Raw genomic sequence first — 22,326 nt, forward strand, 5'->3', positions numbered from 1 at the left:
ATACAGTATAAGTGCTTGGCTCTATTTTACAATAGAGCCAAGCCCCCTTTTCATATAATATAAAATATAACCAAAAAATTAATCTGAAATTTAAATCTCAGCTAAACGAATCACACGGTTTTCAAGAATAGAGCGGCTTGCTGCTTCTGCAAGTATTAATGCCTGTTTACCATCTTCAAAACTGACTTCTGGCTTTTTCCCTTGCTCAACAGCATCTACAAAAACACTAATTTCGTTATTAAATGCTTCGCCATAACGATCAATGAAAAAATTCATCAAAGCAGGTTTTTGATCTGTAAAATGTTCATTATATAAACGCATATTGTTCATCGAATGATTTTCGGAAATAGCCATTCCTTTAGACCCAAAAGCCTCTACACGTTGGTCATATCCGTATACTGCACGGCGTGAATTATTAATGATGCATTGTTTTCCAGAAGCTGTTTTCATGACAATAGTTACTGTATCATAGTCATGACAACGTTCCATTAAAGCGCTATTAACAAGACGAGAACCTGTTGCAGAAACTTCTGTAATATTTTCCCCAAGGATAAAACGTGCCATATCAAAATCATGAATGGTCATATCACGGAAAATACCGCCTGATACTTCGATATAAGCATCAGGTGCCATGTCTGGATCACGTGAAGTAATAATCACTTGGTGTACATCTCCAACAGCTCCTGCTTCGATGGATTTTCTCACAGCACGATGACCTTTATCAAACCTTCGGACAAATCCAAGCATAATTGGAATATCAGTACCTTTAATTTTTTGTTCGCAAGCTTTTACACGATCCAAAGATAAATCAATAGGTTTTTCACAAAAAATGGCCTTTTTAGCCGCAACAGCTTGTTCAATTAAATCAGCGTGGGTGGCAGTCGAAGTCGCAATTAAAACGGCGTCTACTGCAGAAGAGGAAAACACATCACCTACAGATTGGAATTGTTTAACATAATGTTTGCCAGCAATTTCTTGTGCAGCTGCAATATTAACATCGAATACACCTGCTAGCTTTGCTTTGGGATGAGCGACAATATTATCAACATGCATACGGCCGATACGACCTGTGCCAAGGACAGCAATATTTAGCATTGGATTTTCTTTCGTTGATTAAATCGGTATTAAATACTTTCCTAAAATAGAAAAATATTTTTAAATTTACGATCTATTATAATTTCTAGATAATGAAAATTATGTGAATAATGATCTTCTTTTTGATAGTTATTATGCTCAAGAATAATCTATTTACATAAATAATTCAGATCATTAGTAGGTCTTTTAAGTAATTTCCTAAAACTTAATTGTATCAATTAAATTTTGCAATCACGTATAATTTATTAAAAATGAAAAAATTTTTCTATTTTGAGTAAGATATATATCTTATATTTACTATTCGTTATATTTCATTAAACTCAAAAGGGTTAAAAATGCCTCTTATTCGTATTGATGTTGTCGAAGGTAGAAACCAGCAAGAATTGAATATGTTAAAAGAAACAATTCATCGTGCAATGGTGATTGCTTTTGAAGTTCCTGAACGAGATAGATATCAAATTTTAACACAGCATAAACCTGGATTTCTAGTTGCCGAAGATACAGGATTGGATATTCCAAAAACTGATAAATTCGTTTTAATCCAAATGATTTCCAGACCAAGATCCGCTGAACAAAAAAAGAAATTCTACAGTCTTGTTTGCCAGTTATTAAAAGAAAATTGTGGAATTGAAGCCTCTGATGTGATGACGAGTATTGTTGTGAATAGCGACGAAGATTGGTCTTTTGGATTAGGAAGAGCCCAGTTTTTAGAGGGTGATTTATAAGCGCCTTCTTAAAAAACAAACAAACCGTAATTTACGCGTAACCTTATAAGGAGATTGACAATGAATACGACAAACCAACATGATAAAAAGTTAAGAATTGGTGTGATTGGGACTGGTGCTATTGGTGTCGATCATATTCGAAGATGTACACATACATTATCTGGTGCAGAAATCGTCGCCGTAAGTGATGTAAACATAGATAACGCAAAGAAGGCTGTTACGCCACATAATCCCAATGCCAAAGCCTATGAATCGGGGCATGATGTGATTAATGCAGAGAATGTCGATGCAGTCATGGTTACTTCTTGGGGGCCAACGCATGCCGAATATGTTTTATCCGCAATTAAAGCTGGAAAATTTGTATTTTGTGAAAAACCATTAGCAACAACAATCGAAGATTGTGACAAAATTATTCAAGCTGAACAAGCGCATGGTAGTCGTTTGGTGCAGGTAGGCTTTATGCGTCCCTACGACAAAGACTATCGTGCATTACGAAAAATGATTGCTGATGGTGCTATTGGCACGCCTTTGATGGTTCATGCGGCACATCGTAATCAAAATGTCGGGGAAAACTACGTGACGAGTATGGCAATTTTTGACACATTGATTCACGAACTTGATGTATTAAGATGGTTATTAGATGATGATTATATTTCTGCGCAAGTTATTTTCCCTCGTCAAACAAGCCATACACACGCCAAATTACGCGATCCTCAAATCATTCTATTAGAAACCAAATCTGGCGTTCGTATCGATGTAGAAGTCTTTGTTAACTGCCAATATGGATATGATATTCAATGTTCTGTTGTGGGTGAAAAGGGAATTGTTAGTTTACCAGATCCTGCTGCGGTTGCATTGCGTTCTGATGCAAAATTATCCACTCCAATTTTAACAGATTGGAAAGAACGTTTTATTGATGCGTATGATATCGAAATCCAAGAATTTATCGATGCATGTAAGATTGGCAAAATCAAAGGCCCGAGCTCTTGGAATGGATATGTTGCTGCGATTGCTGCCGAAGCTTGTGTCAAAGCACAAGAAACGCAAGCAATAGAACCAATTTCAATTCCAGAACGCCCCGCAATGTATAAGTAACTGGTTCTACTTGAAATTTAACTTATTTATTTTTTAACTATTAGATGCACGTAAAAGTATATTTAAGGACCCAATGAACAGTTTAATAACCCTCAATCTATAAAAATGGTTTTTAAAATTGTTCATTGTTTTTCTAGGATATTGTTTAAACTATTAAGATATTGTTAATGTTGATGCCAGATAGTCTGCATAATAATAATTTATTAAACAAAACGCATACATACCATGTTCAAAATGACGTAATACTAAACTTTGAAATTTAATCAGGATATTTTGTAATATCAACTATTGAATGCACGAATGGCATTCACTGACTTTTTTAACTGTTGTTCTAAAATCTCTTTGAAACCTTCTCCTTTATTCGTATTGAATGGATCTGGCCCTGGTGCAGAAATTTCAAGAATAATCGGTCCCTGATATTGAATATCATTTAATGCTATCATTTGCGATGTAAAATCAGTATGCCCTTCACCGATAGCACCACGATTGGAATCCGCAGCATGATAAAGGCCAATATGTTCTCCGGCTTCCCGTAAAGAAACCGCCGGATTAGCCTCTTCTATATTCATATGATAGGCATCTGCAAGCAATCTTAAATTGGGGGCTTTTACATGTTCGATCAAACTGAGACCTTCTCTTAATGTACGAACTTGATGACTTTCATACCGATTTAATACTTCAAAAACAATTTCTATATTAACCTGTTGCGCCATATTACAAATTTGTTTTGTACTTTCGACAAGAAAATTATTTTCCTCCTCTTGGTTACTCACTGGTCGTATACGTTGTACTAATCCATGACAAGAAATTAATGGAGGGCTAGGCGTTTGATTTATTTTCAATACCCAATCAATTAATTGCTTATAATAATCCACAGCGTCTTGTCGAATAATCCAATCAGGATGGGAAATATCAGCATCACCAGGAGTAATAGAAAATATTTTCAGCCCTTGATCTGCAAATATTTTACCAGCTTGCACAGGATCAATCGAGTGAATATCCCCATGTAATTCAACACCATTTAATCCAATATCTTTTACACGGCGTGCAGTTTCTTCAATCGGTTCATTATCAAAAATCCACGTACAACATCCAATATTACGCATATCAACCTCTTATTTTAAAACTGATTTTAAATTAATAATGGAATCATATTGACTTCACGCTGTTTTTAACAGTGTGAAGTCAATATAAATAAGTCGCTTTTATAATGCTTTGGCAGGAATCTGATTTCTCATTTGTTTTTTATTTTTACGATCCAACCAAATTTGTTGTATTTCTTCCAAACTACGTCCTTTGGTTTCTGGAACAAAGAAAATCACAAAGAAAGTTCCTAAAACCCCCATAATTCCATAGATAATAAATGGAAAACCATGATTGAACACCGCATTCAAAGAAGCATTGCCATCCATTATTTTAAAGGACCAAGAAACGAATAAATTTACTGTCCATTCGATAAAAACAGCTAAGCTCATTGCCCGTCCTTTAATGGCTGTTGGAAATAATTCTGCCAATAAAACCCAAGCCATTGGCCCCCATGAAATTGAAAAGCTGGCACAGTAAAAAAGAATCATAAAGACAGCAATCATACTGTTTAACTTAAACATAAAAGTAGCAGCCAGCCCCAACATAGCAATCGCTTGTAAAATACTACCGACGATTAACAATGGCTTTCTGCCAACTTTATCAACCATTTTCATGGCAATCAGACAGAAAATAACAGTGACTACCCCAACAAAAATTGTTTGAAATAATGCACCTCTCTCACCAAAACCCATATTTTTAAACATTTCTGGGGCGTAATACATAACCGCATTAATTCCAACTAATTGTTGGAAAGCAGCAACCCCAATCCCCACAAGAACTGCAGCTGCACCAAATTGGAATAAAGATCCCAATTCGATATTTTTATTAAGGCTGTTTTTAATTTCCGCAGCGGTTTGATGGGCTTCACTTGGATGAAAAATATTATGCAACACTTTTAATGCATCTTCGTCACGATTTTTTAACATTAACCAACGAGGCGTTTCAACAGCAGGAACTAATAATAATAAAAAGATAAAGGCTGGAATAACTTCCGAAACAAGCATAACTCTCCAGCCTGTTGTCATCAACCAATCATGATCCCCAAGGCTGGCAATAAACCAGTTTACGAAATAAACACCTGCTTGACCACTTACAATAGCAATCTGATAATAAATAATCAAACTGCCTCTAATCGTCGCAGGGGCGATTTCAGAAATATACATAGGCGCTAATGTTGATGCAATCCCCACCCCAATACCGCAAATAATACGATAAAATATAAAAGAACACACAATAGCCACAGGATCATGCAAAGGATATATAATGCCGTATTCAGGCCAAGCTGAACCCACTGCTGAAATCACAAAAAGAATAGCTGATATAAACAACCCTCTTTTACGACCCACAAAATCTGCAACAAATCCACTGATGATACTACCAAGCATACATCCGACAAGTGCACTAGCAATAACAAACCCAGAAATAAAATCTTCCCAATTATTCGTAAGATTTAATGGTCTGACCAATTGATGGTCAATCGATGCCACAGCACCAGAAATAACAGAGGTGTCGTATCCAAATAATAACCCCCCCAATGCTGCAACCAAAGTTGTTTTTGTAATAAAATTTCTTTTTGTTGAATCAGACATAGATCTTTACTCTTTCATCTAGAAATATTCCTTAAAATTTTCGAAGAATATTCTTAATCCTGATAGAAAGGTCATTAATTAACCTTAACCAAAAAGCAATTTGCAACCTTATTGAACCTTATCTTTATCAAAATAATTTCAAACTATGAAGAAAACCGCACCCACTTACTTGATTATAGAAAATTTTTTCTACAAATCGCGATATAGTATAATTATTATATAAAATTTGAATTTTATTAATAAACTTTTTGTGTGTTTATTGCTGAAATTGCATATTTTTGAAAAAATATTTCCAAAAATTTATATAAATCCGCGGTTTTGTAACATTTTTTAATAGCAACAATCCACCAATAACTTTTTCTTGAACAGAAAAACCATCTAATTTTAATTTGAATAGCAATCACAAGACTGTGAAACCTAGCCGTTCACATCTTTTTTATTATTCAAATACAGTAATATATCGTAAATTTAAAATTATTTTTCTATATTTGTTAAAAATAGAATTTTTTTTTTATTATTGTTGGAGAATACTTCATGACCAATGGCGAACTGGATATTATCACAATAGGAAGATCTTCTATCGATCTTTATTCTCAACAAATTGGCTGTCGTTTAGAAGATACTTCGTCTTTTAATAAAGCCGTTGGCGGATGCCCAGCCAATATTGCCATTGGTACTGCTCGTTTAGGATTGAAATCTGGTGTCATCACCCGTGTCGGAAATGATCATTTTGGACATTTTATTATCGAACAAATGCAACGTGAAGGCGTCAATACAAAAGGAATTCATCAAGATCCTGAACGATTAACGGCTCTGGCCATTCTGGGCATCAGAGATTCCGAACAATTTCCTTTGTTATTTTACAGAACTGATTGTGCGGATGCGGCTTTATCAGAAGAAAATATTCATGAGGATTTTATTAAGACAGCCAAAGCTATCGTTGTAACAGGAACGCATTTCGCCAAAGAAAACAGCGAAAAAGCACAACGTAAAGCGATGAATCTAATCCATGCTCATGGTGGAAAAGTTGTCATTGATATTGATTATCGACCCAATCTGTGGGGGGTTGCATCAATTGGTGATGGTGAAGCGCGCTATGTCCGTTCAAAAGAAGTCACTGAAAAATTATTGTCGATTATACCTGAATGTGATTTGATTGTCGGAACAGAAGAAGAACTTCATATTGCCAGCGGTTATGAAGATACTATTCAAGCCATTCGTCATATTCGTAAAATTGCCCCAAAAGCAACGATTGTTTGTAAACGTGGCCCTATCGGCTGTGTTGTTTTTGATAGTAATATTCCAGAATATTTGGATCAAGGCATCAAAGGGAAAGGCTTTAAAGTTACCGTTTGTAACACGCTTGGAGCTGGCGATGCGTTTATGTCTGGTTTCTTAAGAGGCTGGTTAAAAAACGAACCCATCGATGTTTGTTGTACTTATGCGAATGCCTGTGGGGCATTTGCCGTTTCTCGTCTACTTTGTTCCCCAGAATATCCAACCTTTGTTGAGCTAACACATTTTTTAAACCAAAACAGTCATAATCATTCTATTCAGAAAGATCAAATGCTGACCCATTTACATCAAGCAACCACTCGTCCAGATCAAGCTACACCTATTATGGCATTAGCATGCGATCATCGCTTACAATTAGAAGAAATGGTTGATGAATATGGCGTTTCTCGGGACAAAATTAGTGAGTTTAAAATCTTAACCATCAAAGCAGCCGCTTTGGTTGCCAAAGGTCGATCTGGATTTGGAACCTTTATGGATGGTCGCTATGGTCAAGAAGCATTATTTTTAGCATCCCATGAAAATCTATGGATTTCTCGCCCCATTGAATATCCAGGTTCGCGTCCACTTGATTTTGATGGCAAAGGCAGCCTAGGGGCACAATTATTGTCATGGCCAGCGCAACATACCGTTAAATGTCTTTGCTTTTATCACCCAGATGATCCTGTCGAATTAAAAAATAAGCAAATCAGAGAGCTGGAACGCGCCTATGATGCCTGCCAACGCTTACAACGTGAATTGTTAATTGAAATTATTGCAGGCAAAAATGGCCCATTAGACAGCCAAACCATTGCAACCGCTTTACAACAGCTTTACAACGCAGGCCTTAAACCAGCATGGTGGAAATTAGAGCCACAACAAGATCAAGCTGCATGGAAAGCCATCAATAACGTAATCAAACATAATGATCCATTATGTCGTGGTGTTGTTGTCCTTGGGCTGGATGCCCCTCTTGAAACTATTACGCAAGCTTTTCAGGCTGCGGCACAAGTTTCTTATGTCAAAGGGTTTGCCGTCGGTCGTACAATTTTTGGAGAGCCTGCACGTCAATGGTTTACAAAACAAATTAATGATGATGAAGCTATTCAAAAAATGGCTGATACTTTCCAACAACTCGTTGATGCTTGGCAAAAAGCAGCTCAATGATATTTCCCAGACAGGTTAAGGAGAACAATAATGAAAACAATACGTCTTACAATGTCTCAAGCTTTGGTCAAAGCAATGATGGCACAAAAAATCAGGCTCGATGATGGCAGTGTTCAACCTTTCTTTGCGGGAATGTGGGCGATCTTTGGTCACGGAAACGTTGCAGGCCTTGGTGAAGCTTTGCATGAAGTAAAGGATCAATTCCCAACCTTCAGAGGGCAAAACGAACAAGGAATGGCACATACAGCGATCGCTTTTGCCAAAGGTAAACGTAGAAAACAAATCATGGCTTGTACAGCATCCATTGGCCCAGGATCATTGAATATGGTTACTGCTGCTGGGGTAGCACATGCTAATCGTTTACCTATTCTCTTATTACCCAGCGATGTATTTGCTACGCGTTTGCCAGATCCTGTATTACAACAGCTTGAAGATTTTGGCGACGGCACCGTTTCCGTTAATGATAGCTTTAAACCTGTTTCCAGATATTTTGATCGTATTACTCGACCCGAACAAATTGTTCCTGCTTTTCAACGTGCAATGACCGTTTTAACCGATCCAGCAGAATGTGGCCCTGTAACCCTTTCTTTGTGCCAAGATGTGCAGACAATGGCATGGGATTTCCCAGAAACATTTTTTCAAGAGAAAATTCATTATATTCGTCGCCTTCATCCCGATCCTAGTGAATTAGAAAACGCCAAAGAAATTTTATTAAAGGCGAAAAAACCTTTAATCATCATAGGGGGCGGTGTTGCTTATTCTGGGGCAGAAAAACTTGTTGAAGATTTTTGTAATAAGCACGGCATCCCTGCTGGTGAAACCAATGCTGGCAAATCAGCCATTCCAGATCAATCCCCTTTAAACATGGGCGGAATAGGCGTGTCAGGAACAGCCGTTGCAAATGCATTGGCAAATGAAGCCGACGTTATTCTTGCGATTGGCAGCAGATTACAAGATTTCACAACGGGATCATGGGCAGTCTTTAACAATCCAAACCTCGAAATTATTGGTCTGAATATTCAAGCATTTGATGGTACAAAACATAATTCACATCCACTGATTGGGGATGCCAAAGCCGTTTTGGAATTATTAGGCCAACAAATAGCTCATTATAAAACCGATAGCTCTTGGACTGAAAAAGCCAAAAGCTTAAAAGCAGATTGGTATAAAACCGCCGATAAATATATGGCTCTTCCTGCCCCAACCGCAGAGAAATTATCAAGTGATGCTCAAGTCATTGGGGCAGTCATGCGTTCTATTCCAGATAATAGCATTGTGGTTTGCGCTGCAGGTGGTTTGCCAGGTGAATTACAAAAACTTTGGCGTGCCAAACAAAGTGGTGGCTATCATATGGAATATGGCTTCTCTTGTATGGGATATGAAATCGCTGGGGGGATAGGAGCCAAAATGGCAGAACCCGATCGCAATGTCGTTGTGATGGTAGGCGATGGTTCTTATATGATGTTAAATTCAGAAATTGTTTCCTCTATTATGCTTGGGGTTAAAATCACAGTCGTTTTATTAGATAATCTGGGTTACGGATGTATTAATCGCCTGCAACAAGTTTGTGGTGGCAAGCAGTTTAATAATATGTATGTCAACACCCATCATAAAACATTGCCAACTATTGATTTTGTCCTACATGCCAGAGGATTAGGGGCAATCAGTGAAAAAGTTTCTTCTGTTCAAGCATTACAAGAAGCGTTGAAAAAATCAGAACAAAATGACCGTACAACAGTGATTGTTATTGATACTGAAGCGGTAAGTATCACAGAAGAATGTGGCTATTGGTGGGATGTTGCTGTGCCAGAAGTTTCCAAACAAAAAACAGTCAATGAAGCCTATGAAGCCTATCTCAACTATAAAAAAACCCAAAGACATTGGAACTAACCATTCAACAAGGAACAAAGAGTATGACTATTCGTATTGGTGCGCACGCAATTTGCTGGTCTAACGATGATATGCCTGAACTAGGTGGCGATATTCCTCTGGATACTTGCCTTTCGGAAGCCAGTCAAATTGGCATTGAAGGCATGGAAATGGGAAATAAATTTCCGAAAGAAGCCAATGCTCTAAAACAAACATTAGGGAAATACAATCTAGACTTAACCAGTTGGTGGTTTTCTGGGGCTTTGTTACTGCGTTCTGCCAAAGAGGAATTCGCGGCAATGCGTCCTCAACTTGATTTATTAAAAGCAATGGGATGCGATGTTGTAGTTTATGCTGAAACTGCCAATACCATTCAAGGGCGGCGTGATATTGGGGTCGCACATCGTCCTATTATGGAAAAAAACCAGTGGCAAATTTATTTTGATAAATTGAATGAATTAGCAAAATTAACCTTGGATTATGGGATTAAATTGTCTTTTCACCATCACATGGGAACGATCGTTCAATCTGAAGAAGATATTGATCGTTTGATGCATTCTACTGATAAAGAAGTTTATCTTTTACTTGATACAGGTCATGCAACATGGGGTGGCGCTGATCCTATTCGTTTAGCCAAAAATTATGCAGAACGTGTAGCGCATATTCATACCAAAGATGTTCGTGAAGATGTTCTTAAAAAAGCGAATGCTGAAAATTGGCCATTCTTAGACGGTGTTTTACAAGGCGTATTCACCGTTCCTGGCGATGGTAGTGTTGATTATGTTGAGTTTTTTAAACCATTCCAAAATTACTCTGGTTGGATTGTGATTGAAGCAGAGCAAGACCCTGTCAAAGCTAATCCATTTGAATATGTTACCAAGGGATATAAACATCTGATTACTTCGTTAAATCAAGCTGGTATCAAGAAATAAGGAGCTTCTGATGAGTAAATTATTAGTTAAACCACATGCACCAGATGCAGAAGGGATTGTCACACGCATCACGCCTCAAAATGCAGGATGGAAATATATCGGGTTTGAAGTTGCTCACTTACAAGCTGGGCAAACTCTTGCTAGAGATGGTAATGATAATGAAGTTTGCTTGGTCATTATTACTGGAAAAGCCGACATTTCAACCGCTGAAAAAAGTTTCGGTATATTGGGTGAACGTATGTCCGTATTTGATGGCAAACCTTCGGCAGTATATGTGCCTCCTCACATGAAATGGACAGTCAAAGCAACCACCCATCTTGAGATCGCGATTTGTCAAGCACCTGCTAAAAAAGGGGTTGCGCCTTACGCTATTAAAGCAGAGGAAATCGAGACTGTTAAACGAGGCAGTGGCACTAATGTACGTTATGTCAATAATATGCTGACAGATACAGATCCATCTGAAAGCCTATTGGTTGTAGAAGTGATAACCCCAGGGGGAAACTGGTCAAGTTATCCACCACATAAACATGATACTCCCATTGAAGGTAAAGAAACCTATTTGGAAGAAACCTATTATCATCGTAATAAACGTAAAGGAGGATATGTGTTCCAACGTATTTATACGGATGATCGCTCTTTAGATGAAACCATGTCTGTCTATGATGGGGAAACCGTGATGGTTCCAAAAGGCTATCATCCTGTGGGTGCGCCTCATGGGTGTGACTCATATTATTTGAATGTCATGGCAGGGCCAACCAAACAGTGGAAATTTAGCCAAAGTCCAGATTTCGCAGATATTGCTTTTCAATAGGAATGAAGATAATGAAACAAAAAGAAACCTTAGGCGTTGGTGTTATTGGTAGCGGTTTCATGGGTAAAGCCCACGCATGGGCTTTTGGAAATGTAGGACGTTTTTTTCCTTTGAAACAAGAGCCAATTTTAAAAATATTAGCTGATATTCCATTAGATAAAGCTCAGGCTGCTGCAAAACAATTGGGATTTGAGAGCGCCACAGATGACTGGAAGTTTTTAATCCATCATCCCGAGATTGATATTGTTTCTATTACTACACCTAATAATTTACATACACCAATGGCTTTAGAAGTTATTAATGCAAAAAAAATTGTTTATTGTGAAAAGCCTTTGGCAACCACTTTGAATGATGCGATTAAAATGACCAAAGCTGCTGAACAGGCTGGGGTTATTACCATGGTTGGATTTAATTATTTACGTAATCCGATGATGATTACTGCCAAAGAAATTATTCAAAGCGGCGAAATTGGTGAAATTACAGGCTATCGTGGCATTCACTCTGAAGGGTTCATGGCGAATGCTGCCCCTTATAACTGGCGTTGTGAAAAAGATCAATTTGGCGGGGCTTTGGGGGATATTGGTTCTCATGCGCTCGCTACTGCACGGTTCTTATTAGGTGAGTTTGACTCGGTTTGTGGAAAATTAGATACGATTTATAATTCACGACCTACTCCTGATGGAGGCTCAAAACCTGTTTATACAGACGATCAAGTCAATACGTTAATTCAATTTAAAGACCATAATTTTACTGGTGTTGTGACCTCTTCATGGTTAGCAACAGGATGGGAAATGCATCATGGATTTGAAATTTGTGGCAGCAAAGGCTCTTTAATATTTGATCAAGCCAGATTTAATGAGTTGCAAATTTATAAAGGTGATCAAAAAACAGGTCGTCGTGGATTTACGACCATTGTAGCTGGCCCAGAACATCAAGGATATGGTGAGTTCTGTCCCGCAGGTGGGCATCAAATTGGTTTTAACGATCTAAAAACATTAGAAGTTCGGAAGTTAATGGAGTGTATTGAAAAGAATATACAAACCGATTTTAATTTCAGAGATGCTTTGACCATTGTTCGTATTTCAGAAGCAATTTCTATTTCATCTGCTGAAAATCGTTGGGTTAATTTAGAAGAAATTGCTTCCTAAATTATCTTAATGATCAAATTTCTTTGGCGAACAAGGGGGTTGTTTTTGCCAAAGAAATTTATAATTAATGATTTGCTCCTTTTATATTAAGATGATTAATAATCATTTGTTCAATCTCTTTGATCGTATTTATATGTATTCGATTAAATTCAAATTTTACTTTTCGACCGTTTGAATTTCGACTAACTCTTGCATATTGATCTTTATTTTCAAACGAAACGAGCTCTTTTGTTTCCCAAATGGCTTCTTTTTGATCATTAAGTATATTTTTGATATCCATCATTAAGTGATGAATTAAATAATGTTGTTGCTCTTCTACCGCTTTAATTTTTTCAAAATCTACTTTGGATTGAGCGTCTTGACAAATTTTTTGCAAGTCCAGTTTATTTTTTTCTACTTCTTTGTCAATTTTAGCTAATTTTGAATAATAACTATTCGGTATACCCTCAGCATCCGGAAAAATTCGAATAAGTTGTTCGTTAATTTTTGCGGCCTGTATACGCTTTCTTATCGTTTCTGTGCTTGTATTTAAATATGCTGCTAACTCTTCATTCGTAGTAAAATTTAATTCTTGTATTTGCTTTAAATATTGTTGTCCAACTTCTCGATAAGAAAATTTTTTACTACTTTGTGATGCATTAATAATTTCATAGATTTCTTTTGAACTTAATTCATCGGTAATAACCCATAAAGGAAGATCTTGTTGTGTTTCTATACAGCAATAGCGTCGACGGCTTCCTTCGATCAAATAGTATTTATCTTGTTGTTGAATGGCAATCCCTTCCTTATCAACGCCACGTTCTCGAATTTGTTCAATGATATCTCGCACAGCTTGATAATCCAAAGCCGTTTGATTACGTGGATTTATCATATGAACGACAGTGTTTGATGCAACCTTGTTTCCTGCAACGACAAGATGTTTAGCTTCTACTTTACGACCATTCGAAAAGGTAAAAGAACGTTTTAAATTTATTGTATTCTTTAGTGAAGATAAATTATTTTTTTGCTCAAAACTGGTTCTTTTATGACCATGTAAGTAAAGATTTTTATTTGTTCCTCTTTCTATCTCAACCATTGATATTACTCACTTTTTAAAGAGATTGTTTTAATTTCATTAATAAATTGTTGATAGACTGAGTAAACAGACATCTCTGCAATATCAAATTGTTTAGCAGAACAAAATTCTTCTGATTTTTTGATATCTAATATGGTTCTTCCTTTTTCTGCAGCTGCCACGAAAGCCTCTGAATGTTTGATATTGGTTGTTAAAAATTTATCCTGCACAGTTCTTACCAATTTCGCTAATGTTCGTGCTTCATGTTGGCTTTTATCATCTACATTAACGGCTAATACTTTAAACCATTTGATATTTTTCCCTTGAGAAGGCAGTTGCTTTAATCGTTCAGCAATCGTCAACATATAATTGGTGGTTGATGCAAAATCATATTCACGAGGTGTAATTGGAACTAACAACGCATCTGCTGCTTCATTAATAGACCAAATAATTGGGGAGTCTTGTGGTGGTGTATCGATGAAAATTAAATCATATTGAGATTTTAAAATTGGCAAAACAGTATCACGAAAACGAACAAGTAATTTATGCCTTTCCTCTTTGTTAATTCCCCAATAAGTATCCGTAAAACGATCATCTGTTGGGAAGGCTGTAATAACATCTAAATTGGGTAAATGTGTGCTAAATGGAATTTTAGAAATAATGGTTTCTTCTGAATAACCAGATTGAATATATTGTGCATAATCCCCTTGTGGTTCATACTCTTTTAATAAAATATCTGTAATGGTTAAAAAGACATCATCTTCATTGACTGAACGAATAAGATTATTACCGATAGATCCTTGTGGATCTAAATCAATAATACAGATACGGGCATTTAAATGGAGATCTAGTGCTGCTGCGGTTGCTAAGGTGAGAGTTGTTGTGCTTTTGCCTGTACCTCCCTTATGATTTTCAGTAACGATTATTCTTGCTTCATATGTGTCTTTATAACGAGGTTGTTTTAATTCATTCATAATGGATTGAATATCAAAACGTGTATAAAGGTGGTTTTTATTCTGAAAAATGGGATTTCCAATAATTTCTTTATGTTCTAACTCTGTTAGGATTTTACTGAATGTATTTCTCGATTTACCAAAAAAATCAGCAAGTGCTTTTTTATTCATGCAATGATTATAAATTAAACGATCTAATCCATCAATTTGTTCGTCAGATACATTCACTTGTGTTGTTTCAATAACTGAGTCTTTTAAGGATAATTGTTCTTGTTTCATTCTTTGCCCAATGGCAGAGATCTCATTTAATATATTCATTTCAAAACCTAAAAATTATCAATTTTATATTTATATGTAAAATGATTCCTTAATTGAATAAAAAAGCATTTTAATGCCCAATTTTATTTTTATTGATGAAATAGAGGTTTGTAAATTACTTTTTTTTATATATTTAGATGTAATTTAAAGGATAATCCGTTTATATTTAAAATATCAGATATATATTTTAAAATAGGTTTTTTATGGAACAGGCTTTTGAAAATAAAATTAAAAATAATGAAAACACATCATTACCGCATGATTTTTATAGTTTGCATCAATTAATACTTGATCGAAAAACTAGTTTTTCAAAACGTTTAGTTCAAATAGCTGATTTTTTACTAGTAACACCTTCTTATACAATTGCATTTGGTAAAATTACTGAAATTGCACAAGCAGCAGAAGTACAACCATCAGCTTTGGTTCGTTTTGCAAAAAGTCTTGGGTATAGTGGTTTTTCAGAGCTACAATCTATTTTTAGAGAACATGCAAGTCGCTTTTGGCCAGATTATTCAGAACGAATTGAAAATATAAATTATCAAGATTTAAATAATGAAGCTTTAACTCAAAAAAAGTTATTAAGTAGTTTTATAGAATCATCTCATCAATCTTTAAATATTTTAGAGCATAATATTAATTATAAGCATTTAGATAAAATGATTGATATGTTAGCAAATGCAGAAACAATTTGTTTTGTAGGAACAGAGCGTGTTTATTCAATTGTAATGTATATGACATATGTCTTTCGTCGTGCAGGTATTAAATGTGAATATGCTGATGACGCTGGTGGTCTTGCAAGAAATCAAATTGAATTACTTAGTAGAAAAGACGTAATATTAACGATTAGTTATACTCCATATGCTTCTAAAACATTAGATTTAGTTTTTTTTGCAAAAGATTTGGGGATTCCAATTGCAGCTATTACTGACTCTTCTTTTTCTCCATTAGTACATAAAGCCAATGCTTGGCTTGAAATAACAGAGTCTAATTATTCAGGTTTTAGATCTTTAACTGCTACATTTGCAGTTGTAAGTATGTTAGCAATTGCAATTAATACAAAACGTAAAAAATAACTTTATCCACAGAAAAAATGTTTTAAGTCTTTTAAAATCTTTTAAAGTCTTTTACCTATATATAAGATTTTATTTTTAAACGATAAATTTGTTTATATGACACCATTTTTCGACCTATATGACACCATTTTTCGATCTATATGACACCATTTTTCGACCTATATAACACCATTTTTCGATCTATTGACATCAAACTTATACAATGGTTGTATAAGGTAAATAATCGTTATGTGGTGTTATGGAATATGAAGGAAATAATTGTTAAAGATAATGTATTAATTAATGCCAGCTATGATCTTGACTTAGTTGAACAAAGATTAATTTTATTAGCGATTGTTGAGGCTAGAGAAACAGGTAAAGGAATTAATGCAGATAATGCGTTAACGGTTCATGCCTCAAGCTATATGAATCATTTCCATGTAGAGAAACACACTGCTTATTTCGTGATGAAGCAAGCTTCTGAGAATTTATTTGAACGTCAATTTAGCTATCAATTTACAAATGAAAAAGGGAATTTAGAATTTGTTAAATCAAGATGGGTCAGCGAAGTCCGATATGTAGAGAAAGAGGCGCTTATTAAATTAATATTCTCTCCATCAGTTGTACCGTTAATTACACGCCTAGAAAAACATTTTACAAGTTATGAGCTAAAGCAAGTCAATCGATTATCGAGTAGGTATGCTGTACGTTTGTATGAAATGTTAATTGCTTGGAGAAGTTTAGGAAAAACACCTATTTTTGAATTACAGGAATTTCGTTATCAATTAGGCATTCAAAAAGATGAATATAAACGGATGGAACTGTTTAAAAGACGTGTATTAGAAGCGGCTATTATACAAATTAATAATCTTACGGATATTGTAGTAAAATATAAACAGCACAAGAACGGTAGGGTTATTTGTGGGTTCAGTTTTACATTTCAACAAATAAGGTAATTGCATATGACACCATTTTTCGACCTTTTGTAACAAATTCGTTATGTTTTACAAATTATTAACAAGATTATGCGAGGGATTTTTCTTAGGCAGAATTAATCTAACACATTGATGATTTACATTTCTCTATACTTAAACTACACATTTAAACTATTGTTTCATTTAATATGTCATTATTGTTCTCATCAATAAATCCTGTATTGAAAAATATTTAGAAGATGGACCTACAAAAGACTATTTAATATTTATATTAAGTCAAACTTTGTTTTCTCACATTTATGATAAGACCTGCTTTTTTATATAGATTTAAAATTGTGATTTAAATAATTTTGGATAATTTGTAAAATGATATTTACAGAATAGGTTGGTTGTTTATCCTTCACAATATATACTCCTAATAATGTTCTCGTCTCTTTATTTTGTATTGGTATACGAATAAAATCTTCTTTTTCTTGTGTGGATATCGTGGTTAATCTCGAACAAAAAGCTAATCCCATTCCAGCTGCAGCCATTTTAATCATTAAATCAATAGAATTACTTTCCATACGAATATTAAGATTTTCTTGTAGGTTTTTTAATAGTGGGTAAATAGTTTTATATAAAGATAATGAAGAGGATGGCATGATTAATGGGTAAGATACACATTCAGACAATGTAATAATTTTTTTCCCTGCTAAAGCATGCTTAGTATGCACGATAGCATCCATTTTGACTGGTTGAGAAATAATATTTTTAAGATTTTGCGGCTCACCTAAATTTAAAGCAATACCAATATCTAGATATCCGGCATACAATGCTTCAAAAATTTCTTTCGATGACCCTGTATTCACCTGTAATCGAATGGTGGGATATGTAGTAGTTATTTTATTAATAACATATGGCATAATTTCATTTGCAGCGCTCTCAATAACCATAATATTGATTTTCTCGTCTTTAATTTTGTGCAAAGCTAAAATACGATCTTCTATTCTCTTTAAATCTTCCATCACTACCATGATATGGCTAGATAAAATATCTCCTGCTTGTGTTAAAACCATACCATGAGCATGACGTTCAAATAATGGTACACCTATATTTAATTCAAAATTTTGAATTTGGCGTGTCAGTGCAGATGGGGTAATACGTAAATGTCTTGCTGCAGAACGTACAGATCCATAAGTTAGAATTGCTTGAAAATAAATAAAAAAACGAGAATATAAATTTAATATTTTATGAGAAAAAGGATGTAGATTCATATCTATCCTAAAACTCAAATTATAATATTAAATTAAATATTTTTAAAAGAGCATTTATATCTATTTTATGATTTTTTTATTAGGGTATGTTATTAATTAATTTGAATGATCGTTAACTAAATGTTTACGGACGATAAAAAGTAGTGTTTTTTATAAAAATATACTTCGATAATATTTTTGTTCGTAGGTAATAATAAATTTTTGATGAATAATATATTCTTTTAATCTCTTAATTGTTAGAGTTATAAATTTTCATGTATTCGCCAAATAACATCAAATGAAAAGTTCAATATTATGTATTTATTTATAAATATTTTTAGGTAGAAATCTTGAAAAATTCTTTACTAGATAGCTTTCTGGACAAATAGGGGATTATTTTACTGAAAGTATAAAGTGTGTTTATTCGTTCAAACAATAAATTACTTATTTGTCTGACATTTATCAATTATCTATTGATATTGATCTCTTCGATACAATCGCAGGCGATAATCAAGTTACCAAATTATATAATTAAAACTGATTGAGCATACTAAAAAATAACATTGGTTTTTAATGCGATAACAGCAGCATCCGGATAAACGTTTTTTGTCGCAGCAACATGGTGAAAATATTGAAAAACGGGTACAACAGTAAAACTTTTATAGATTGGAATGCTATAATTTGCTTCTAACATAATTGCGCTTGATTGAACTCCAGGCGCACGGTTTAAAAAAGGAAACTCTACAATATTATTATTCATTCCTTGTGATTTTTGAAACTGTTGTGCGCGGTTTAATCCCTTTGGAACTTTGTAATATGTTAACATGACTCCAAATTGTTGATCTGGGTTTTTTTTCCAAAAACCTCGATTAATAAATCCAATATTATAAGAATCTTTAATTATAGATGTGGTTGGAGAATCATGCCCCCAATTGGCCAAGATATAAATGCCATGATCTTTTTGATCATCATTGCGATAAACCATTTGATCGATCATTACCCAGAACTGTGTTCGATTATCCGTTTTTCCGGAGTTGGTTATGTGTGATGACCACGTATTAAAACGGCTAGTATCAAAACCTCCTCCAATACGATAATATCCTGTTAGATGATTTCTACCGAAATCTGGGTTATAACCAAATTCAATTGGGATATATGCACCTGTAGTATATTTTGCATCCCAGTCCCAACCATTTCTCCCGCCCTGAGGCCAAGGTGCACTTTCAAATCCGCCTAATTGCACATATGATTTAGGAGAAATATTATATAAAATACGCATACCCCATACAGCTCCTGGCCAACTAGGAAATCCTTGCTGCGCAACTGCCCTAGGATGTCCACAGGTTGCCAATGAAATAAAATCACAAGCAAATGGGCTAGCGGCAAATTCATTTCCTGTACTGACACGACCTAATTTAATATCTAGTTTTTTATTCCACAATTTTTGTTCTGCATAAAAAACATACATACGAATTAATGCTTGATGAGGGATGTAAACCTCTTGAGATTGAATAACAGAATCTCCAATATAATCATAACTTGTGCTTCGACCTGTAAAATTTAAAGCAACCGCATGCGTTGAAAATCCTTTAAATCCTGACAGTTTTTCCCAATCCACATCCAACGCAAAAGTCATTTGATGTGCGTAATTTATCCCTTTTTTACGCCCACCACTGACGACAGCAGATGTTTCTGAAATCCAATTCGATCCAAAATGAATTCCATACTGATTTAAATATGAATTTATTTTTCCCAGGAATAACTCATCGTGAATACTTGATTTTGTATTGTCTGAGTTTGTTGGGGTGGTAGCTGATTTCTTATAGAATGATGTGGTTCGTGCGTAGGATTTATTGCAATCTACAATATTACAAAGAAAAACACTACTCCATCCGACAATAAAAGATAATTTACATCCTAAAATATTGCTCATTCGCTGTGCCTTTCAAGTTTTTAAAATAAATGTGAAATAATAAATTTTTTATCCGTAAAAAAAAGTAGACTATCGATTGGAACGAAAAAATGGCGTGCATAAAGCAGCTGGAGCGCGCCATTTCTTAGAATTATTTTTAGCCAAAAATGAAGGGAAAATTGCAAATATAATTGCAAAGATATATAGTAAACTATTCAAAATTACAGGTGGTATAGGCCAGTTAAATACTTGTCCTTCAAATCCAATTGCTGTTATAAATCCAAAAAACACACCCGATAAAATCATATAAACCAATCGATATCGCCCCAGCATCACCAAAGCAATAGCAATCCATCCTTGTCCAGCAATCAATCCCCCTGACCATGTAAAAACAGAGGCAAGGATCAAATAGCCACCCGCCAATGTACCCAATATCGTTCCCAAACAACTATAAAAAAAGCGGATACGTGTTACTGGAACCCCAACAGCATCAGCAGCTTCTGGATTTTCTCCAACGGCTCTGACATTTAACCCATGTTGGGTTTTGAAAAAAACTACATATATTGTTAATGGAATAATGATATAAATCAGATATACCATAATATTTTGAGAGAAAACAATGTAACCTATTGTAGATATTGAGGATAAAAAAGGAATAGGCATTGGTTGCAAATGTTCAGTAGCTATAATTCCTTCATAGGGTTTACCAATAAATTCCGCAATACCGATCCCCAGCATTGTAAAGGCCAATCCACATAAAACTTGATTAGCTTTAATGATAATTGCGCAAATTGCAAAAATAATGCCGCATATAGCCCCCACTCCACAAGTAATTATCAACGCTATCCATGGGTTATGAAATGAGAAAACGGCTATAATAGCGGTCACTGCACCCAAGGACATCAAACCTTCTATACCCAGATTTAATACCCCAGATCGTTCAGAAAGCCACTCTCCAATTGAGGCTAATACGATACCGCCTCCACTAATAATTGAAAAATATAACAAATTAGTTGCAATATCCATTATATTTCCTTTTGCTTGGGATATATTTTGATGTATTGATAATGTGCTAGCTCATCCGCAATGGCAATTAACAGCAATAACAGGCCTGTAATAATCAGGGTTATTGCGTTATTTAATTGCTGTGTTTGTAAAATAATGCTCGTATTTAAGATAAAGGCGATCAAGAGAGCAGAAGGGATTAAGCTTAGAAAAGAGTTTCTTGCCAAAATAGAAACAACAATCCCCAAATATCCTAAACCATTTGATATTCCTGGTTGTAATCGATGAACAGTACCAACGACCTCTAACATTCCTGCTAATCCTGAAAGACCACCAGAAATTAACATAATGATAAATAGATATTGATTGACAGAGAGCCCGATATAATGTGCAGCTTGTGTGCTTGCCCCACACACCCTAAGTTCATACCCCCATTTTGTGTGGGTTGATACCCAAGCTAATATAAATACACAAAATAAGGCTATTAAAATGCCAATATGAACATTTCCCCACAACAAAGGTAGATGAATAGGAATAATTGGGCTTGAAGTGAAACTACCTGCTAAGGGACCAGTGACACAATAAATGATGATAAACGTGGCTATAAAATTTAACATTAAAGTGGTCAGGATTTCATTAACTCCAGCATATATTTTTGCCAAAGTAGGAACGAGGATCCATAAAACGCCACCCGCAATTCCTGCCAGACCCGCAAGAACTATGCATAACCACCCAGAAAAATTACAATGTAGTCCAACCCAAGTGGACATAAGAGAGCCTAATAAAAACTGTCCTTCAGCACCATTGTTAACAATCCATAGCCGAAATGCCAGTAAACACGCAGCCCCCGTGAGTAATAAAGGGGTAACATATAGTAAAATACCCTCTAGTCCAACACGGGTGCCAAACGAGACTGATAAAATCATATAAGTCAAAGATAAGGGATGAAAACCATATCCCCATGCTGTCAATGCGCATAGTAATAAAATAATCGTAAAAACAAATATGCGATATAAAGTAACAAAAGAGAGGGGGGCTATGGATAATCTACGTATATATGTTTGCATTCTATT

At 35.1% G+C, this 22,326-nt stretch carries 18 protein-coding genes; 9 read left to right on the plus strand and 9 right to left on the minus strand.

The annotated features are described in order from the left end of the window. Window positions 1-90: 90 nt before the first annotated feature. Window positions 91-1,095: an inositol 2-dehydrogenase gene (gene iolG / locus PQG52_RS10715; RefSeq protein WP_271829468.1), complete on the minus strand. Its 1,005-nt coding sequence runs from the start codon at window positions 1,093-1,095 to the stop codon at window positions 91-93. A 335-nt stretch (window positions 1,096-1,430) separates the two neighbouring features. Between iolG and PQG52_RS10720 the strand changes: the two genes are divergently transcribed. Both PQG52_RS10720 and PQG52_RS10725 read left to right on the plus strand, forming a co-directional pair. After that, on the plus strand, window positions 1,431-1,820 hold the full coding sequence (locus PQG52_RS10720) for a tautomerase family protein (RefSeq protein WP_271829469.1): 390 nt from the start codon (window positions 1,431-1,433) through the stop codon (window positions 1,818-1,820). A 60-nt stretch (window positions 1,821-1,880) separates the two neighbouring features. Continuing rightward, on the plus strand, window positions 1,881-2,915 hold the full coding sequence (locus PQG52_RS10725) for a Gfo/Idh/MocA family protein (RefSeq protein WP_271829470.1): 1,035 nt from the start codon (window positions 1,881-1,883) through the stop codon (window positions 2,913-2,915). A gap of 281 nt (window positions 2,916-3,196) precedes the next feature. Here PQG52_RS10725 and PQG52_RS10730 read toward each other — a convergent pair whose 3' ends face one another. After that, a complete protein-coding gene (locus PQG52_RS10730) occupies window positions 3,197-4,021 on the minus strand; it encodes a sugar phosphate isomerase/epimerase family protein (protein ID WP_271829471.1) in 825 nt (274 codons plus the stop codon). A gap of 99 nt (window positions 4,022-4,120) precedes the next feature. Further along, window positions 4,121-5,590: a sugar porter family MFS transporter gene (locus PQG52_RS10735; RefSeq protein ID WP_271829473.1), complete on the minus strand. Its 1,470-nt coding sequence runs from the start codon at window positions 5,588-5,590 to the stop codon at window positions 4,121-4,123. A 534-nt stretch (window positions 5,591-6,124) separates the two neighbouring features. Between PQG52_RS10735 and PQG52_RS10740 the strand changes: the two genes are divergently transcribed. The 5 genes from PQG52_RS10740 to PQG52_RS10760 are packed head-to-tail and all read left to right on the plus strand — an operon-like array spanning window position 6,125 to window position 12,789. Then, window positions 6,125-8,029, plus strand: coding sequence for a bifunctional 5-dehydro-2-deoxygluconokinase/5-dehydro-2-deoxyphosphogluconate aldolase (locus PQG52_RS10740; RefSeq protein ID WP_271829475.1), 1,905 nt, complete (start codon window positions 6,125-6,127; stop codon window positions 8,027-8,029). A gap of 30 nt (window positions 8,030-8,059) precedes the next feature. Continuing rightward, window positions 8,060-9,919 (plus strand): 3D-(3,5/4)-trihydroxycyclohexane-1,2-dione acylhydrolase (decyclizing), encoded by a 1,860-nt coding sequence (iolD, locus tag PQG52_RS10745; RefSeq protein WP_271829476.1) that lies wholly within the window; start codon window positions 8,060-8,062, stop codon window positions 9,917-9,919. 23 nt (window positions 9,920-9,942) lie between these two features. After that, complete coding sequence (gene iolE, locus PQG52_RS10750) at window positions 9,943-10,830, plus strand: myo-inosose-2 dehydratase (RefSeq protein WP_271829478.1); 888 nt, start codon at window positions 9,943-9,945, stop codon at window positions 10,828-10,830. 10 nt (window positions 10,831-10,840) lie between these two features. Next, window positions 10,841-11,641 (plus strand): 5-deoxy-glucuronate isomerase, encoded by an 801-nt coding sequence (gene iolB, locus PQG52_RS10755; RefSeq protein ID WP_271829479.1) that lies wholly within the window; start codon window positions 10,841-10,843, stop codon window positions 11,639-11,641. A gap of 11 nt (window positions 11,642-11,652) precedes the next feature. Further along, window positions 11,653-12,789, plus strand: coding sequence for a Gfo/Idh/MocA family protein (locus tag PQG52_RS10760; protein ID WP_271829480.1), 1,137 nt, complete (start codon window positions 11,653-11,655; stop codon window positions 12,787-12,789). Window positions 12,790-12,853: 64 nt separating this feature from the next. Here the strand turns inward: PQG52_RS10760 and PQG52_RS10765 are convergent, their stop codons facing one another. Next, complete coding sequence (locus tag PQG52_RS10765; RefSeq protein WP_271829481.1) at window positions 12,854-13,864, minus strand: ParB family protein; 1,011 nt, start codon at window positions 13,862-13,864, stop codon at window positions 12,854-12,856. A gap of 5 nt (window positions 13,865-13,869) precedes the next feature. Then, window positions 13,870-15,114, minus strand: a complete 1,245-nt coding sequence (locus PQG52_RS10770) for a ParA family protein (protein WP_271829482.1) — start codon at window positions 15,112-15,114, stop codon at window positions 13,870-13,872. A gap of 203 nt (window positions 15,115-15,317) precedes the next feature. On the opposite strand from PQG52_RS10770, the gene PQG52_RS10775 reads away from it, so the two are divergent. Together PQG52_RS10775 and repM are read left to right on the plus strand one after the other, a co-directional pair. After that, window positions 15,318-16,187, plus strand: coding sequence for a MurR/RpiR family transcriptional regulator (locus tag PQG52_RS10775; RefSeq protein ID WP_271829483.1), 870 nt, complete (start codon window positions 15,318-15,320; stop codon window positions 16,185-16,187). 245 nt (window positions 16,188-16,432) lie between these two features. Continuing rightward, window positions 16,433-17,122 (plus strand): replication initiation protein RepM, encoded by a 690-nt coding sequence (repM, locus tag PQG52_RS10780; protein WP_271790492.1) that lies wholly within the window; start codon window positions 16,433-16,435, stop codon window positions 17,120-17,122. A 296-nt stretch (window positions 17,123-17,418) separates the two neighbouring features. Here repM and PQG52_RS10785 read toward each other — a convergent pair whose 3' ends face one another. The 4 genes from PQG52_RS10785 to PQG52_RS10800 form a co-directional block, all read right to left on the minus strand. Next, window positions 17,419-18,357, minus strand: a complete 939-nt coding sequence (locus PQG52_RS10785; RefSeq protein ID WP_271829484.1) for a LysR family transcriptional regulator — start codon at window positions 18,355-18,357, stop codon at window positions 17,419-17,421. 529 nt (window positions 18,358-18,886) lie between these two features. Further along, window positions 18,887-20,269, minus strand: coding sequence for a carbohydrate porin (locus tag PQG52_RS10790; protein WP_271829485.1), 1,383 nt, complete (start codon window positions 20,267-20,269; stop codon window positions 18,887-18,889). A 69-nt stretch (window positions 20,270-20,338) separates the two neighbouring features. Continuing rightward, window positions 20,339-21,274, minus strand: coding sequence for an ABC transporter permease (locus tag PQG52_RS10795; protein WP_271829486.1), 936 nt, complete (start codon window positions 21,272-21,274; stop codon window positions 20,339-20,341). Continuing rightward, window positions 21,274-22,320, minus strand: coding sequence for an ABC transporter permease (locus PQG52_RS10800; RefSeq protein ID WP_271829488.1), 1,047 nt, complete (start codon window positions 22,318-22,320; stop codon window positions 21,274-21,276). The genes PQG52_RS10795 and PQG52_RS10800 overlap by 1 nt, the downstream gene beginning before the upstream one ends. Between the last annotated feature and the right edge of the window lie 6 nt (window positions 22,321-22,326).

It is taken from the genome of Commensalibacter communis (genome assembly GCF_947179105.1).
GTDB classification, from domain to species: Bacteria; Pseudomonadota; Alphaproteobacteria; order Acetobacterales; family Acetobacteraceae; genus Commensalibacter; species Commensalibacter communis.